The 15,298-nt window shown below is 65.4% G+C and carries 8 protein-coding genes and 1 pseudogene; 6 read left to right on the top strand and 3 right to left on the bottom strand.

Features of this window, described 5'->3' with window-relative positions; genetic code table 11:
* Window positions 1-11: 11 nt before the first annotated feature.
* The 3 genes and pseudogenes from EGJ22_RS26820 to EGJ22_RS00480 form a co-directional block, all read right to left on the bottom strand.
* Complete coding sequence (locus EGJ22_RS26820; protein WP_223809676.1) at window positions 12-515, bottom strand: methyl-accepting chemotaxis protein; 504 nt, start codon at window positions 513-515, stop codon at window positions 12-14.
* A 30-nt stretch (window positions 516-545) separates the two neighbouring features.
* Window positions 546-1,121 (bottom strand): annotated as a pseudogene (locus EGJ22_RS26825) (PAS domain S-box protein); the annotation flags it as partial.
* A gap of 37 nt (window positions 1,122-1,158) precedes the next feature.
* The gene (locus EGJ22_RS00480; protein ID WP_029886651.1) at window positions 1,159-2,940 is read right to left on the bottom strand and encodes an EAL domain-containing protein; all 1,782 of its coding nucleotides are present in this window, start codon (window positions 2,938-2,940) and stop codon (window positions 1,159-1,161) included.
* Window positions 2,941-3,255: 315 nt separating this feature from the next.
* On the opposite strand from EGJ22_RS00480, the gene EGJ22_RS00485 reads away from it, so the two are divergent.
* The 6 genes from EGJ22_RS00485 to EGJ22_RS00510 all read left to right on the top strand — a co-directional run bounded on the left by EGJ22_RS00485 (window position 3,256) and on the right by EGJ22_RS00510 (window position 15,206).
* Window positions 3,256-6,183 carry an aminotransferase gene (locus EGJ22_RS00485; protein ID WP_029886652.1) on the top strand — a complete coding sequence of 976 codons (2,928 nt, stop codon included), beginning with the start codon at window positions 3,256-3,258 and terminating at the stop codon, window positions 6,181-6,183.
* 558 nt (window positions 6,184-6,741) lie between these two features.
* A complete protein-coding gene (gene glgA / locus EGJ22_RS00490; RefSeq protein ID WP_029886653.1) occupies window positions 6,742-8,301 on the top strand; it encodes a glycogen synthase GlgA in 1,560 nt (519 codons plus the stop codon).
* A 14-nt stretch (window positions 8,302-8,315) separates the two neighbouring features.
* Window positions 8,316-10,058, top strand: coding sequence for a malto-oligosyltrehalose trehalohydrolase (gene treZ / locus EGJ22_RS00495; RefSeq protein ID WP_029886654.1), 1,743 nt, complete (start codon window positions 8,316-8,318; stop codon window positions 10,056-10,058).
* Window positions 10,055-12,136: a 4-alpha-glucanotransferase gene (gene malQ / locus EGJ22_RS00500; protein ID WP_029886655.1), complete on the top strand. Its 2,082-nt coding sequence runs from the start codon at window positions 10,055-10,057 to the stop codon at window positions 12,134-12,136. The genes treZ and malQ overlap by 4 nt, the downstream gene beginning before the upstream one ends.
* Window positions 12,133-14,907, top strand: a complete 2,775-nt coding sequence (locus tag EGJ22_RS00505; RefSeq protein ID WP_029886656.1) for a malto-oligosyltrehalose synthase — start codon at window positions 12,133-12,135, stop codon at window positions 14,905-14,907. Before malQ ends, EGJ22_RS00505 begins: the two co-directional genes overlap by 4 nt.
* 17 nt (window positions 14,908-14,924) lie before the next feature.
* Window positions 14,925-15,206: a DUF2934 domain-containing protein gene (locus EGJ22_RS00510; protein WP_029886657.1), complete on the top strand. Its 282-nt coding sequence runs from the start codon at window positions 14,925-14,927 to the stop codon at window positions 15,204-15,206.
* Window positions 15,207-15,298 lie beyond the last annotated feature (92 nt).

Below are 15,298 nucleotides of genomic sequence, written 5' to 3' on the forward strand. Positions count from 1 at the left end.
CCGCTGCCTGGCTACAAGTCTTCGCTCACCCGGCCAACGGCCGCCACCACCTGCCTGGCACCGGCCTGAATACCGCCTATGGCCGTACTCGCCTGGGTAACGAAATCCACCGCATTGGCCGCTTCCTGGCGGCTACGCTCCACCTCGCTGACCGCCTGGTTAGCCAGCAGATGATTGTGCGCGACCACCGCATCGATCTCGGCCGTGGCGGTGCTGGTGCGCCCCGCCAGCTTGCGCACTTCATCGGCCACCACGGCGAAGCCCCGCCCCTGGTCGCCGGCGCGCGCAGCTTCGATCGCGGCATTCAGGGCCAGCAGGTTGGTCTGCGACGCAATGGCCCCAATGGTCTGCACGATCGTACTGATGACCGTCGACTGCTGGCCCAGGGCAGCAATGGTATCGCCGGCGCAGTGTAATTGGCTCGCCACGTTCTGCATGGCCTGCTGCATGCCCTGCATCACCGTGACACCATCGCTGGCACTGGCGTCCGTGCGCCGGGAAATGTCCAGCGCCATGTTGGCCGCCTGCCTTACCGCCTGTTCACGCTCGACCTGGGCGGTCACCACCGTGGCGAATTTGACCACTTTCACCAGCTTGCCACTGGCATCATGGACCGGGTTGTAGCTGGCCTCCAGCCAGATCTCGCGCCCTTGGCTGTCAATACGCCGGAATCGCCCGGTCACGTACCGGCCAGCATTGAGCGTGCGCCAGAACGCCGTGTATTCAGCACTGGCGGTTTCCTTGGCATCACAGAAGATTCGATGGTGCTGGCCGACCAACTGCTCCAGGCGGTAGCCCATGGCGGCGAGAAACATCGGGTTGGCAGCCTGCACCCTGCCGTCCAGCCCGAACTGGATCATCGCCGTGGAACGCAGCAAGGCCTCGAGTAACGCCTGGCTTTCTAGCCCGGGCGCGGCCAGCCACTGTTGCAGGGGCATGCCCACGACATCGCCCGGCGCGGCGCCGAGTGCCTGGGCAAAACCCGCGGTGCACTCCGCGATACGGTTCTGCGCGTCCAGGCGCAACATGGGACTCTGCTCGAGTTCTGCCAGGCGCTGACGCAGTTGCACGAGCTCGGCCTGTTGCGCTGCCAGTGCAGTTTTGAGGTGGCGATTAAACATCAATAAGACCTGCGATGTTATGCATCATGGTGGGAAGTCAGACGACAGACACTTTCTGTTGAGTGTCGTGAAACCACTCCTTGAAAACGGCTACAGGCATAGGTCTGGCGATGAAATAGCCCTGCGCTTCAACGCAGCCCCAGGCGCAGGCCTGGACCAGCTGTTCGGCGGTTTCGATCCCTTCGGCGGCCACCTGATAACCGAGTTCGTTGGCCAGCCCTACCACCGACTGCACCAACAATGCTTCACGCGTGCCTGAAGCGGCACGGTGCACCAGCGACCTGTCGAGCTTGACGATGCTGGCGGGGATTTGCGTCAGGTAAACCCAGTTGCTGTAGCCCGTACCGAAGTCATCGATGGCAATGGCGATCCCTGCCTGGTGGGCGCGCAGCAGTTGCTGCAGCACTTCTTCGGGCTGTTCGATCAAGACACTCTCGGTGAATTCGAGCTGTACCCGCTGCGGCTCGATGGCCTGGGCCTGCAAGCTGTGCAGCAGTGCATCCATGAACCCTGCGCTTTCCAGGTCGCGCGCGGTGACGTTGAAGCTGAGACTGAAATCCAGGTCCCGGGTACAGGCCAGCACCCGCAAGGCTGCGCGCATCACCCAAAGGCTGAGGCTGGCCATGAGCGCCGTTTTTTCAGCCAAAGGGATGAACTCCGCCGGGGCGACATCGCCCAGTAGCGGGTGGCGCCAGCGCAGCAAGGCTTCGGCAGAACCGCATCGGCCCGAAGGCAGCTCAATCCGCGGTTGCAGGTGCAGGCTCAGTTCATCGTCGCTCTGCAGGGCCTGGGACAACGAGGCCAGCAACAGGAACGCCCGGCGTTGCGCAGCGTCCACTTCCGGCTCGTACCACGCATGCCGGCCAGGCGTGCGCCGCGCGGTATCCGCTGCCGCGACTGCCCGGCGCATCCATTCCAGGCCATCGCGGTCTTCGCTTTGCTGGGTGATGGGGGCAATGCCGATACCGGCGTCCAGCAACACCGGAATCTGGTGGCACTGCGCAGGCGCTTGCAGGGCGTCGACAATCCGCTCGCACAAAGGCTGTACGTCGGCGGCGTCTTCCAGCAGCACACCGAAGCGGGTCGGGCTGATCTTGTACAACGACAAGCCGTTATCCAGCTGGCTGGCGATGCGCGCCTTGGCCTGCAGCGTCAGGTCGTGGGCAAAGTTGTAACCCAGGCCGCGGATGATATCGCTGAGGGCCTCGGCGGCCATGATGTCCACCGCCAACAGGGTCAGCGACTTACCCCGGTCCAGGCCCGCCACCACATCACATTCGAGCTTCAGGCGGTTGAACAGGCCGGTGGCCTGGTCGTGAAAATTGTTGCGGCGCATGCCGGCGATGATGTGCATGGCCATTTCGCTGAAGGACGTCAGCATCGACCGTTGCGCCTCATCCAGGGCGGGCCGTGGTGCAGTATCGATGATGCAGAAGCTGCCGATGGCCACCTGGCTGTCTACCAGCAGCGGGGCCCCGCAGTAATAGCGAATGCCAGGCTCACCCGTGACCAGAGGGTTGTCGGCAAAGCGCGGGTCCAGGGCAGCGTCCAGCACTTCCAGTGGCTGTGCCTGGAGAATGGTGTGGGCACAGAATGAAACATCCCGGGGGGTGGCATCAGCGGCCAGCCCGCCCTTGGCCATGAACCATTGCTCACACTCCCCTACGATCGAAACCAGGCAGATCGGCATGGAAAAGTAGCGGCGGGCCATCTCGACCAGCGCAGTCAGTTCGCTGCTCTGCGGCTGATGCAGTACGCACCATTCAGCGATCTTCGCCAAACGGTCGGGTTCATTGGGCGGAACGGGGGCAACATTCATGGCAACTTACCTGTCCCACGCGGACCCAAGCATAGAGTAATAGCACTACGCTACATCAATACTTGTACAGAGAGAAATTTTTGTACAACTTTTCGCATTAAATTTCGACAGACGGTGATGCAACATCACCTGCCTAGTAAGAGATCGGCCCACGAAGGAAGTTCACCAACCCCCGGTTTCACGGGCACGAACGTACCGTTTCAGTGTGTAACAGCCACTGCACCAGTCATCAGAAAATCTGATGACGATCGTCTTTAGTCATCAGCCAGGTAGGGCATAAAGTCGTTCCGTCCACCCGCCTCAACGGTAGAGCCCATGTCCAGTCACCCCCAAACTGCCTCCCCTGCCCTCCACGCGCTGGTCCAGCGTTCCAGCTTGCCAGGCCCTGTGCTCAGCGCCCCCCAGGCGCAAGGCCTGCTGCAGGCCCACTATGGCCTCACCGGTGAGTTGTCGGCCTTGGGCAGCCAGCAGGACCTGAACCTGCGTGTGGTCGCGCCGCAAGGCAGCTTCGTGCTCAAGGCATGCCATGGCAGCTACGCCCAGGTCGAACTGGAGGCCCAGCATGCGGCCCTCGCCTACCTGCGCGAGCGTGGCCTGCCCGTGCCAGGCGTGCGCCCAGCACTCAGTGGCGAAGCCTTGCTGGCCCTGGACGTCGCAGACCAGCCATTACGGGTACGCCTGCTGGAATACATCGAGGGGCAACCGCTGACGCGCCTTGCCCACCTCCCGGCGCAACTGATGGCCGAACTGGGCGGGCTTTGCGCAAAGCTTGATCGGGCCTTGGCCGGTTTCGACCACCCTGGCCTCGAGCGCACCCTGCAATGGGACCCCAAGCATGCGCAAACGCTGATAGAGCACCTGCTCCCTGTGCTGCACGATGCCGACCAGCGCCGCCGCATCACACAGGCCACCGCGGTCGCTGCCCACCACCTGGCACCCCTGATCGGCAGCCTGCCAAGCCAAGCCGTGCACCTGGACATCACCGACGACAACACCGTGTGGGCGCGCGACGACCAGCGCCAATGGCAATTGCGAGGGCTGATCGACTTCGGCGACCTGCTACGTACCTGGCGCATCGCTGACCTGTCGGTAACCTGTGCGGCGCTGCTGCACCACGCCGAAGGCGACCCGCTGCGGATCCTCCCGGCGATCCGCGCCTACCAGGCCCACAACCCACTCACGGAGGAAGAGCTACGGGCCTTGTGGCCACTGGTGCTGAACCGCGCCGCAGTACTGGTGCTGAGCAGCGCACAGCAGTTGGCGGTGGACCCAGGCAACCAGTACACCCGCGACAATGTCGCCCATGAGTGGGAAATTTTCGACACCGCCACCGCCGTGCCCTTCGCCCTGATGCAGGCAGCGATCCTGCGGGCTGCGGGGTTGCCGGTCGCCACGCCAGACATGAGCGGCTGCGCGCCGCTGCTTCCCGAACTGCAAGGGCAGGCAGTGCACCGGCTCGACCTCGGCGTGCTCAGTGCGCACTATGAGGCGGGCAACTGGGAGCAACCTGGCTTCGACCAGCACCTGCTCACCCGGCAACCTGCCCCGGCCTGCACCCTGTACGGGCAGTATCGCCTGTCGCAAACCCATATCGACCGCGCCGCAGAACCGGCCACTTGCGCCCTCGGCGTTGAACTGCATGTGCCGCACGCAAGCTTGCTCCAGGCACCGGCGGCCGGCACCTGGCAGCGCCATGGCGATGCTGGCGGTTGCCTGCGCACTGCGCACTGGGCCCTGTGGCTGCAGGGGCTGCAGGATGCACCAGCCGATGGCCAGGCCGTGGCCCAGGGCCAGGCGCTGGGCCGTAGTTGCGGCGTGCTTCGCGTGCAAGTGTGCCTGGGCACCGAAACCCAGCCACCGTTCTTCGCCCCCCCGTCCCATGCCGATGCCTGGCTCGCCCTGTGCCCTTCCCCCGCGCCGCTGCTGGGCCTGGACTGCGATGCCGAGCCACTGCCTGACCCACAGGCCCTGTTGGCGCGTCGCGACGCCAGCTTCGCGCGCTCGCAGAAACACTACTACGCGCAGCCACCCCACATCGAACGTGGCTGGCGCAACTACCTGTTCGACATGCAAGGCCGCGCTTACCTCGACATGCTCAACAACGTTGCGGTATTGGGCCACGGCCACCCGCGCATGGTCGCCGAGTCGGCGCGGCAGTGGTCGTTGCTCAATACCAACTCGCGCTTTCACTACGCAGCCGTCACCGAGTTCTCCGAGCGTTTGCTGAAGCTGGTACCCGAAGGCTTCGACCGGGTATTCATGGTCAACAGCGGTACCGAAGCCAACGACCTGGCGATACGGCTGGCCTGGGCCTACAGCGGCGGGCGCGACCTGCTCAGCGTGCTGGAGGCCTACCACGGCTGGTCGGTGGCCACCGATGCCATCTCCACGTCGATCGCCGACAACCCGCAGGCGTTGCACACCCGCCCGGACTGGGTGCACCCGGTCGAGGCGCCGAACACCTTCCGCGGCCGCTACCGTGGCGCCGACAGCGCAGCAGACTACCTGCGCGATGTCGACACCAAGCTGGCCGACCTAGATGCCCGCGGCCGACAGCTGGCCGGCATCATCTGCGAACCGGTGTACGGCAATGCCGGTGGCATCGCGCTGCCAGCGGGGTACCTGCGCGAGGCCTATGCCAAGGTCCGGGCCAGGGGCGGTGTGTGCATCGCCGACGAGGTCCAGGTCGGTTACGGCCGCCTGGGTGAATACTTCTGGGGCTTCGAGCAGCAAGGCGTGGTGCCCGACATCATCACCATGGCCAAGGGCATGGGTAACGGCCAGCCGCTGGGGGTGGTCATTACCCGCCGCGACATTGCCGAAGCACTGGAGGCCGAGGGTTATTTCTTCTCGTCTGCCGGTGGCAGCCCGGTCAGTTGCCGCATTGGCATGGCAGTACTGGACGTGATGCAGGAAGAAGGCCTGTGGGACAACGCCCGCGACACCGGGCGCTATTTCAAGGCGCGCCTGCAGGCGCTGGTCGACAAGCACCCGCTGGCCGGCGCCGCGCATGGCTCGGGCTTCTACCTGGGCCTGGAACTGGTGCGTGACCGCGAAACACTGGAGCCCGCCACGCAGGAAACCCAGCTGCTCTGCGACAGGTTGCGGGAATTGGGCATCTTCATGCAACCCACAGGGGATCACCTGAACATTCTCAAGATCAAGCCGCCAATGTGCACCAGCCGGGCCAGCGTGGATTACTTCGTCGACAGCATCGACCGGGTGCTGGGTGAAGGGCTGTAGCGGCTCACCTTCTGCCAGATCGAGCGCCGCGCGAGCGGCGCTTCGCGGATAAACCCCGCGCCCACCCACGGCCCTTTTTCGGGCGAGCACAAGCGCACCAACATGGCGCATGCCCTCCATCGCGCCACAAAAAGGCGCGGCATCAGCACGCAATTACCCACCCCGCTTCATGCTTGTTCACATCCACTCACAAACGCCAACGTTTGCGTCTAGCCCGCATGCTCTCAAATGTGACCAGCGGGTCACCATTTCTGCCTTTTCTCTCCTACACTCGGTTTTCGGCCCGCGATTTGCTCAATGGAAGAGTGACGAAAATAAGTCGAACTTTACGGAACGCGGGCAGGTCAGGAACTAAGTAGGCCAAACGCAACGGGATCTCCCAGCTTCGGCCACCACCCCTACCCGCTCAAACGCCTTCGGCCGGAACGCCGAGAGCGCGGTGCCTGCGCGCACGACCTTGGGGCATGGAAAGCAGTACGTATTCAGCAAGCAGAGAGAACCAGTACGAAACAACGCCACGGGTGCCAGCACCCGGCAAGCATAGGGACGGAGAGAAGTATGATCAGTGCCGCTGTCGAGCCACACGTAAACACGTTCACCACCGAGAAGCGCGAACCGCTCACCCCGGATTTCGCCACGACAGCCAAGGCACCCGGCGCCCAGCGCCAGCACAACCCCAACAAGCGCAAGATTCTGTTCGTGACCTCGGAAATCGCCGACCTGGTCAAGACAGGCGGCCTGGGTGACGTGTCTGCAGCCCTGCCGCGCGCCCTGGCGCACTTGCACGATGTTCGGGTATTGATCCCGGGCTACCCGCAGGTGGTCGAAAGCGACAACCCGATCCATATCGTCGGCGAACTGGGCGGCCACGCAGCCCTGCCGCCATGCAAGATCGGCCGCATGGACATGCCCGACGGCCTGGTCATCTATGTGCTCATCTGCCCCGAACTGTACCAGCGCGACGGCACCCCCTATGGCGCCAACAACGGTCGCGACTGGCCAGACAACCACATCCGTTTCGCTCGCCTGGGCCTGGCCGCGGCGGAAATCGCAGCCGGCGAAGGCATGATCCACTGGAAGCCCGAAGTGGTGCATGCGCATGACTGGCCGGCCGGCCTGGCGCCAGCCTACATGCACTGGCGCGGCCTCAATACGCCAACCCTGTTCACCATCCACAACCTGGCCTACCAAGGTGTGTACAGCCGTGGGTGCAGCCCCGAACTGGCCATCCCGGAACACGCCATGCAGCAGGAAGGCATGGAGTTCTACGGCAAGCTGTCGTTCCTCAAGGCCGGCCTTGCCTACTCCAGCCACATCACCACGGTCAGCGCCACCTATGCCCGGGAAATCACCACCCCGGAATTCGGCTGCGGCCTGGATGGCTTCCTCGCCAGCAAAGCCCAGCAAGGCCTGCTTGGCGGCATACCCAACGGTATCGACGAAAGCTGGGACTCGGCCACCGACAAGCACCTGCAGCACAACTTCAGCATCAATGACTGGGAAGGCAAGGCACGCAATACCCACGAAGTACGCCAACTGTTCGGCCTGGACGACTCCGAAGGCCCACTGTTCGCAGTGGTTTCGCGCCTGGTTTACCAGAAAGGCCTGGATTTGACCTTGGCCGTGGCCGACTACATCGTCGAACAAGGCGGGCAGATCGCGATCATCGGCCGTGGCGAGCCTGAGGAAGAACAGGCCATGCGCGAACTGGCGCTGCGCCACCCAGGCCGTATCGGGGTACGCATCGGCTTCAACGAAACCGACGCCCGGCGCATGTTCGCCGGCAGTGATTTCCTGCTGATGCCCTCGCGCTACGAGCCCTGCGGGCTCAGCCAGATGTATGCCCAGCGCTTTGGCTCGCTGCCAGTGGCGCGCAATACCGGCGGCCTGGCCGACACCATCGAGTGCGGGGTCACGGGCTTCCTGTTCAACGAGTCGACCGTCGACAGCTACCGCGAAGCGCTTGGCCGCGCCTTCTACGTTTATGGCAAGAAGGACCTGCTCAACGCCATGCGCTGCCTGTCGATGACCCAGCCGTTCAACTGGTGCCAGGCGGTGGAACCCTACGCCCGGCTGTACGAAGACCTGGTCAAGCAAGCACAACTGAGCCACTACTGAGCGAGGGCTGTAAGATGCACAGGCATGGCGCACACTTGCTGGACGCCACGTCGGCGCGCTTCGCCCTATGGGCACCCGATGCGCGCAGCGTGAGCGTGGAACTGGAGCAGCAGCCGGCTATCGCCCTGCAGCCCGATGAAGACGGTTGGTTCAGCGGGGTGGCGCCCTGCCGGGCCGGCGACCGTTACCACTTTCGGATTGATGATGAACTGCAGGTGGCCGACCCGGCGTCGCGCTACCAGCCTACTGGCGTGCACGGCCCCAGCCAGGTGGTGGATGTGGCCAGCTACCCTTGGCAGCACCCGTGGCTAGGCCGCCCCTGGCACGAGGCGGTCATTCAAGAGCTGCACGTAGGCCTGCTCGATGGTTACCAGAGCGTAGCCCGGCAACTGCCGAAGCTTGCCGCGCTAGGTATCAGCGCAATAGAGCTGATGCCCCTGGGGCAGTTCCCCGGCGAGCGCAACTGGGGCTACGACGGTGTATTGCCCTACGCCCCGCAGCACACCTACGGCAGCCCCGAGCAACTGTGCGCGTTGGTCGACCAGGCCCATGGTGAAAAGCTGATGGTGCTGGTGGACGTGGTGTACAACCACTTCGGCCCCGACGGCAATTACCTGCACCAGTATGCCAGCCCGTTCTTCCGGGAAGACCGGCAGACGCCTTGGGGCGCGGCTATCGACTTCCGCCGCCCGCAGGTGCGCGAATACTTTATCCAGAACGCACTGATGTGGCTGTGCGACTACCGCTGCGACGGCCTGCGCCTGGATGCCGTACATGCCATCGACCAACCCGATTTTCTGGTGGAACTGGCCGAGCGCGTGCGTGCCGCAGTGGAGCCCGGGCGCCACGTGTGGCTGGTGCTGGAGAACGAACACAACCAGGCCACCCTGTTGCAACAGGGCTTCGACGCGCAGTGGAACGATGACGGCCACAACGCCCTGCATGTGCTGCTCACCGGCGAAACCGAAGGCTATTATGCCGACTACAAGGACCGCCCCATCGACCAGCTGGCACGCTGCCTGGCCGAAGGCTTCGTGTTCCAGGGCCAGGCCAACCGCCACGGAACGCCGCGCGGCGAACCCAGTGCGCATCTGCCACCCAGTGCCTTCGTACTGTTCTTGCAGAACCACGATCAGGTTGGTAACCGCGCACTGGGCGAGCGCCTGACCCGCCTGTGCCCACCGCCGGCGCTGCGCGCTGCCACCACCTTGCTCCTGATGGCACCGATGATCCCCCTGCTGTTCATGGGTGACGAAGAAGGCAGTTGCCAGCCCTTCCTGTTCTTTACCGACTTCCACGACGAACTGGCCGATGCAGTGCGCGAAGGCCGCCGTGGCGAGTTCGCCCATTTCAAGGCTTTCGCTGACCCCGAGCAGCGCGAGCACATCCCCGACCCCAACGCCAAACAGACCTATGCCGCATCGCGCCCTTATAGCAAGCAGGTGCTGGCCGGCTGGCACGGCCTGTATCAGCAGTTGCTCGACCTGCGCCGCCACCATGTGATCCCGCACCTGCCTGGCAGCTGTGCGCTGGGCGCCGAGGTGCACGGTGACAAGGCAGTCACTGCACGCTGGCAGCTGGGCAATGGCAACACCTTGCGCATCGACCTGAACCTGGCCGACAGCCCGCAGCCGGTCGAGCTGCCGCCACCGCCCTTGCGGTTGTTCGACAGCGGCGATGCTCGCCACCCCGACAGCCAACTGGCGGCGTACAGCTGCGTGGTCAGCCTGCTTCCCCCTGCCCAGGAGCGCCCATGAGCGAAACCGCCCTGCACCGCTTGGCGAACCGCGTCGGGCTTAGCCGCGACTGGATCGACGCCAATGACCGCCCTCAGCGCGTGAGCGACCACGTGCTGCGCAACCTGCTCGAAAGCCTGGGCCACCCGGCCGGCGACGATGCGGCAATCGCCGCAAGCCTGCAGGCCCTGGAAACCGCTGACGACAGTGAGCACCTACCGCCCTTGTTGACGGCCGACCAGGGCCAGCCGCTGGACCTGTCACGCTATTTCAGCGCGGCCAGCGTCGCCCGTTGCACCCTCGAGGACAGCACCACGCGTGTGCTGGAACTTGACCGGCAGGCCCGCTTGCCCGGTGAACTGCCTGTCGGCTACCACCAGGTCGAAATCGACAGCCGCCGTTTCACGGTGGCCGTAGCGCCGCCCCGTTGCCATAGCCTTGAAGACAGCCTTGAGCACAGCGCGCAGCAACCACCCGCGCGCTGCTGGGGGCTGGCGGTTCAGCTGTACAGCCTGCGCCGCCCTGGCGACGGCGGTTATGGCGACTGCCTGGCCCTTGAACAACTGGCCCGCTCGGCCGCAGAGCGCGGCGCCGATGCCTTGGCCATCAGCCCGATTCATGCCCTGTCGGCCATCGACCAGGAACATTACAGCCCCTACTCGCCCTCCAGCCGCCTGCTGCTCAATACCTTGTACGCCAGCCCCGCCGCCCTGCTGGGTGAACGGGAAGTGCGCATGGCCATCGAAGCCTGCGGCCTGGAGCAACAGCTGGAAGAACTGCAGCAGCGCCCGCTGGTTGACTGGCCACGTGCCGCCAGCGCTCAGCTGCGTGTGCTGGAGGCGCTGTACCAGGGGTTCAGCCAAGGCAGCCACCCGCTGCGCGAAGACTTCTACAGCTTCCGCGAAGCCGCCGGTGAAGCGCTGGAGCATCATTGCCGCTTCGAAGTGCTGCAGGCTCATGCCGTGGAGCACGGCCTGGGCGCCGACTGGCGGCACTGGCCCACGCCCTGGCAAGACCCCTGTCACCCGCAAGTCCAGGCCATCGCCGAGGCCTACCCGGCCAAGGTGGAGTTCCACGCGTTCTGCCAATGGCTCACCGAGCGTGGCCTGCAACGCGCCCACGAGGCCGCCCGCGGCAACGGCATGAGGGTGGGCCTGATCGCCGACTTGGCAGTTGGCGCCGACGGTGCCGGCAGCCAGGCCTGGAGCCGCCAGGACGAATTGCTGTCGGGCCTGAATGTGGGCGCACCGCCCGACATTCTCAACCGGGCCGGACAGAACTGGGGGATTTGCGCCTTTTCGCCCGAAGGCCTCAAGCGCAACGGCTACCGTGCGTTCATCGAAATGTTGCGGGCCAACCTGGCGCATGCCGGCGGCCTGCGCATCGACCACGTCATGGGCCTGCGCCGGCTGTGGCTGATACCGCAAGGCGCCGAGCCCAGCGAAGGTGCCTACCTCAACTACCCGCTGGAGGACCTGCTGCGGCTGCTGGCGCTGGAATCGAACCGCCACCAGGCCATCATCCTTGGCGAAGACCTGGGCACGGTGCCCGCCGGCCTGCGCGAAGCCCTGGCCGAGAAAGCCGTGCTGGGCATGCGCGTGCTGCCTTTCGAGCAGCGCCAGCCTGGGCAGTTCACGCCGATACTCGACTGGCCCGATAACGCCCTGGCCACTACCGGTACACACGACCTGGCGCCCTTGGCCGGCTGGCTGAAAAACCGCGATATCGACTGGAGCCACCGCTTGCAACTCATTGACGCTGCCACCGAACTGCACTGGCGCCACGACCGCCAGAAACAACACGACGGCCTGCGCCGCACCTTGCAAGCCAACTATGGCGTGCTCAACGACGATGACGCCGTGATCGATGCCGCCATCCGCTACGTGGGCCATACCCGGGCGCCACTGGTGCTGGTACCGCTTGAAGACCTGTTGGGCTGCGACGAGCAACCCAACCTGCCAGGCACCACCACCGGCCACCCCAACTGGCGCCGGCGCTTCGCCCGCCCGGTGCATGAACTGCTCAATGACGACGATGCCGCGCGGCGCCTGGAGCTGCTTGCCCAAGCCCGCGAACAAGCCTGGGAGCGTGACCGATGAAGCCCTTGAGCGCCACCTTGCGCCTGCAGTTCCACAGTGACTTCACCCTCGACCACGCCGTGTCGCTGGTGCCCTACTTCGCCCAACTGGGCATCAGCCACCTGTATGCCTCACCCATCCTCAAGGCCCGTGCCGGTTCACGCCACGGCTACGACGTGGTCGACCCGACCCAGGTCAACCCCGAGCTGGGCGGCGAGGCGGCGTTGCAGCGCCTGGTCGCGGCCTTGCGCCAGCATGGCATGGGGCTGATCCTCGACACCGTGTCCAACCACATGGCCGTAGGCGGCGCGGACAACCCGTGGTGGCAATGCCTGCTGGCCTGGGGCCGGCGTAGCCCGTACGCAGAATTCTTCGACATCCAGTGGCATTCCAGCGATCCGCTGTTGGCCGGGCAATTGCTGTTGCCGTTCCTGGGCAATGACTATGGCGTGTGCTTGAAAAACGGCGAACTCCCGCTGGAGTTCGACAAGGAACGGGGCGTGCTGCAAGTCGCCCACTACCAACACCGTTTCCCGATTTGCCCGATCGACTACGGCTGGATCCTGGCCCTGAGCCCGGACCCCGCCTTGCAGGCCCTGGCAGAGCATTTCACGGCGCTGGGCGAAGCGGCCACGCCATTGGCTGACGCCCTGCCCCTGCAGGCCGAACTGGCGCGCCTGGTGCAGCAGGGTGCCGACCTCGAATCGGCCCTGGTGGCGTTCGACAGCCGTGCCGAAAGCGGCTTCAAGCGCCTGCACCTGCTGCTGGAGCGCCAGACTTACCGGCTGGCCAGCTGGCGCACCGCCGCCGACGACATCAACTGGCGGCGCTTCTTCGACATCAACGAACTGGGTGGCCTGCGGGTCGAGCGCGCGGTGGTGTTCGAGGCGACCCACGCCAAGCTCTTCGAGCTGATCGAACGCGGCCTGGTGGACGGCCTGCGCATTGACCATATCGACGGCCTGGCCGACCCGCGCGGCTATTGCCGCAAGCTGCGCCGGCGCGTCGACGGCCTGCTGGCCAGTCGGCCGCTGAACGCCGCGGTCGAACACTTCCCGATCTACGTGGAAAAGATTCTCGGCAGCGGCGAACACCTGCACCTCGACTGGCACACCGACGGCACCACTGGCTACGAGTTCATGAACCAGGTATCGCTGCTGCAGCACGACCCGGCCGGCGAAGCACCGCTGACCGAGTTGTGGGCCAACGTCAGCGAGCGCCCGGCCTTTGCTGAAGAAGTGCGCCAGGCGCGCCACTTGGTGCTCAACGCCAGCCTGGCAGGCGACTGCGAGTCGGTAGCCCAGGCGCTGTTGCAGGTCGCCCGCAACGACCTGATGACCCGCGACCTGACCTTGGGCGCCATCCGCCGTGCCTTGCAGGCGCTGGTGGCACACTATCCGGTCTACCGCACCTACTTCAATGCTCGCGGGCGCCCGGCTGAAGACGAAGTGTTTTTCCAGCAAGCCCTGACCAATGCCCGCCAGGACCTGGCCGAAGCCGACTGGCCGTTGCTCGACCAGCTGGAACAGTGGCTGGGTGGCCAAGGCTGGCGGCAATTGCCGCCGGGGCGCGCGCGCAAGCAGTTGCGCCATGCCTGCGTACGCTTCCAGCAACTGACCGCGCCCAGTGCCGCCAAGGCGGTGGAGGACACGGCCTTCTACCGCAGCGCGCGGCTGCTGTCGCGCAACGATGTGGGCTTCGAGGCCGAGCGCTTCAGTGCCCCGCTGGCGCACTTCCACAACGAAGCGCAACGGCGCCTGCGCGACTTCCCCGACAACCTGCTGGCCACCGCCACCCATGACCACAAGCGTGGCGAAGACACGCGCGCCCGCCTGGCCGTGCCCAGCGAGCGGGGGCCGTGGCTGGCCAGCCGCGTGGAGCACTGGCGCGAGCTGGCGGCGCCGCTGCGTGCGCAGCTGGAGGACGGCCTGGCGCCCAGCCCCGGCGACGAGCTGATGCTGTTGCAGACGCTGCTCGGCAGTTGGCCGCTGGACCTTGACCTGCACGACGCCAACGCCTTGCGCCAATACGCCGAACGCGTGCGCCAGTGGCAGCAGAAGGCCCTGCGCGAGGCCAAGCTGCGCAGCAGCTGGAACGCACCGAACGAAGCCTACGAGGCGGCCTGTGCCCGCTACCTGGACGGTTTGCTGCTGGGCAGTGAAAACCAGCAATTGCGCCAATCGGTGGCCGATGCCGCACAACTGCTCGCCTGCCCCGGCGCCCTCAATGGCCTGGTGCAGGCCCTGCTGCGCATGACCACCCCGGGCGTGCCCGACCTGTACCAGGGCAACGAGTACTGGGACCTGAGCCTGGTGGACCCGGACAACCGCCGCGCCGTGGACTACGCTTTGCGGCGTGCCACCCTGGAAAGCGCCACCCCCGTGGCCGAGCTGCTGTCGCACTGGCGCGACGGCCGCCTCAAGCAGGCCTTGGTCGGCCGTGTACTGGACTGCCGCCAGGCACATGCCGAGCTGTTCCGCCGCGGTGCCTACCTGCCGCTGACGGTACAGGGCCGGCATGCCGACAAGGTCATCGCCTTTGCCCGGCTGGGTGAAGGCGAACGCGCCATCGTCGTGGCCCCGCGCCTGGCCAGCAGCCTGCTCGGCAGCGCGCCAACACCGTTGATCCCGGCACAGAACTGGGACGACACCCGGCTGGTTTTACCGTTTGCCGTATCACCTGCCAATTCGACGGGACTTTTCCCATGCGCGGCGGTCAGCTCATCAAGGGAGCTGATGTTGAGCGCCGTGCTGGCGGAGTTTCCGGTCAACCTGTTGATCCAACAATCTTGAGCATCAGGAGCGTTTCGATGAGTGTCGATGAAAAGCGTATTCGCGAATTTGCCTACCAGATCTGGGAGTCAGAAGGTAAACCCGCCGGCCAGGAAGACCGCCACTGGGAAATGGCTCGCAAGCTGGCCGAGGCCGAGGCCCTGGCACCCAAAGCCGCGCCGCGCAAGCGGGCCCCTGCCAAACCCAAGCCGGCAGCCGAGCCCAAGCCGCCGGCCGAACCCAAGGTAGCGGCACTGCCGGGGGTTAAACCCGCGGCGGCGAAGAAACCAAGGGCGGTCAAAAAGCCAACTGCCGGTTAAACCGGTTTCGGCCACTTCGCGGCCTGCCCGCTCCCCCATGATCGCCACACGGCTGGCGGTCGTGGTTGCTTCACGGGACCGGGCGCCACCGA

The sequence above is a fragment of the Pseudomonas sp. p99-361 genome, assembly GCF_003935475.1.
Lineage (GTDB): Bacteria > Pseudomonadota > Gammaproteobacteria > Pseudomonadales > Pseudomonadaceae > Aquipseudomonas > Aquipseudomonas juntendi.

Coding starts and splice junctions, on each gene's coding strand:
- EGJ22_RS26820 (WP_223809676.1), bottom strand. CDS start 515: ATGGCGCTGGACATTTCCCGGCGCACGGACGCCAGTGCCAGCGATGGT.
- EGJ22_RS00485 (WP_029886652.1), top strand. CDS start 3,256: ATGTCCAGTCACCCCCAAACTGCCTCCCCTGCCCTCCACGCGCTGGTC.
- treZ (WP_029886654.1), top strand. CDS start 8,316: ATGCACAGGCATGGCGCACACTTGCTGGACGCCACGTCGGCGCGCTTC.
- EGJ22_RS00505 (WP_029886656.1), top strand. CDS start 12,133: ATGAAGCCCTTGAGCGCCACCTTGCGCCTGCAGTTCCACAGTGACTTC.
- EGJ22_RS00510 (WP_029886657.1), top strand. CDS start 14,925: ATGAGTGTCGATGAAAAGCGTATTCGCGAATTTGCCTACCAGATCTGG.
- glgA (WP_029886653.1), top strand. CDS start 6,742: ATGATCAGTGCCGCTGTCGAGCCACACGTAAACACGTTCACCACCGAG.
- malQ (WP_029886655.1), top strand. CDS start 10,055: ATGAGCGAAACCGCCCTGCACCGCTTGGCGAACCGCGTCGGGCTTAGC.
- EGJ22_RS00480 (WP_029886651.1), bottom strand. CDS start 2,940: ATGAATGTTGCCCCCGTTCCGCCCAATGAACCCGACCGTTTGGCGAAG.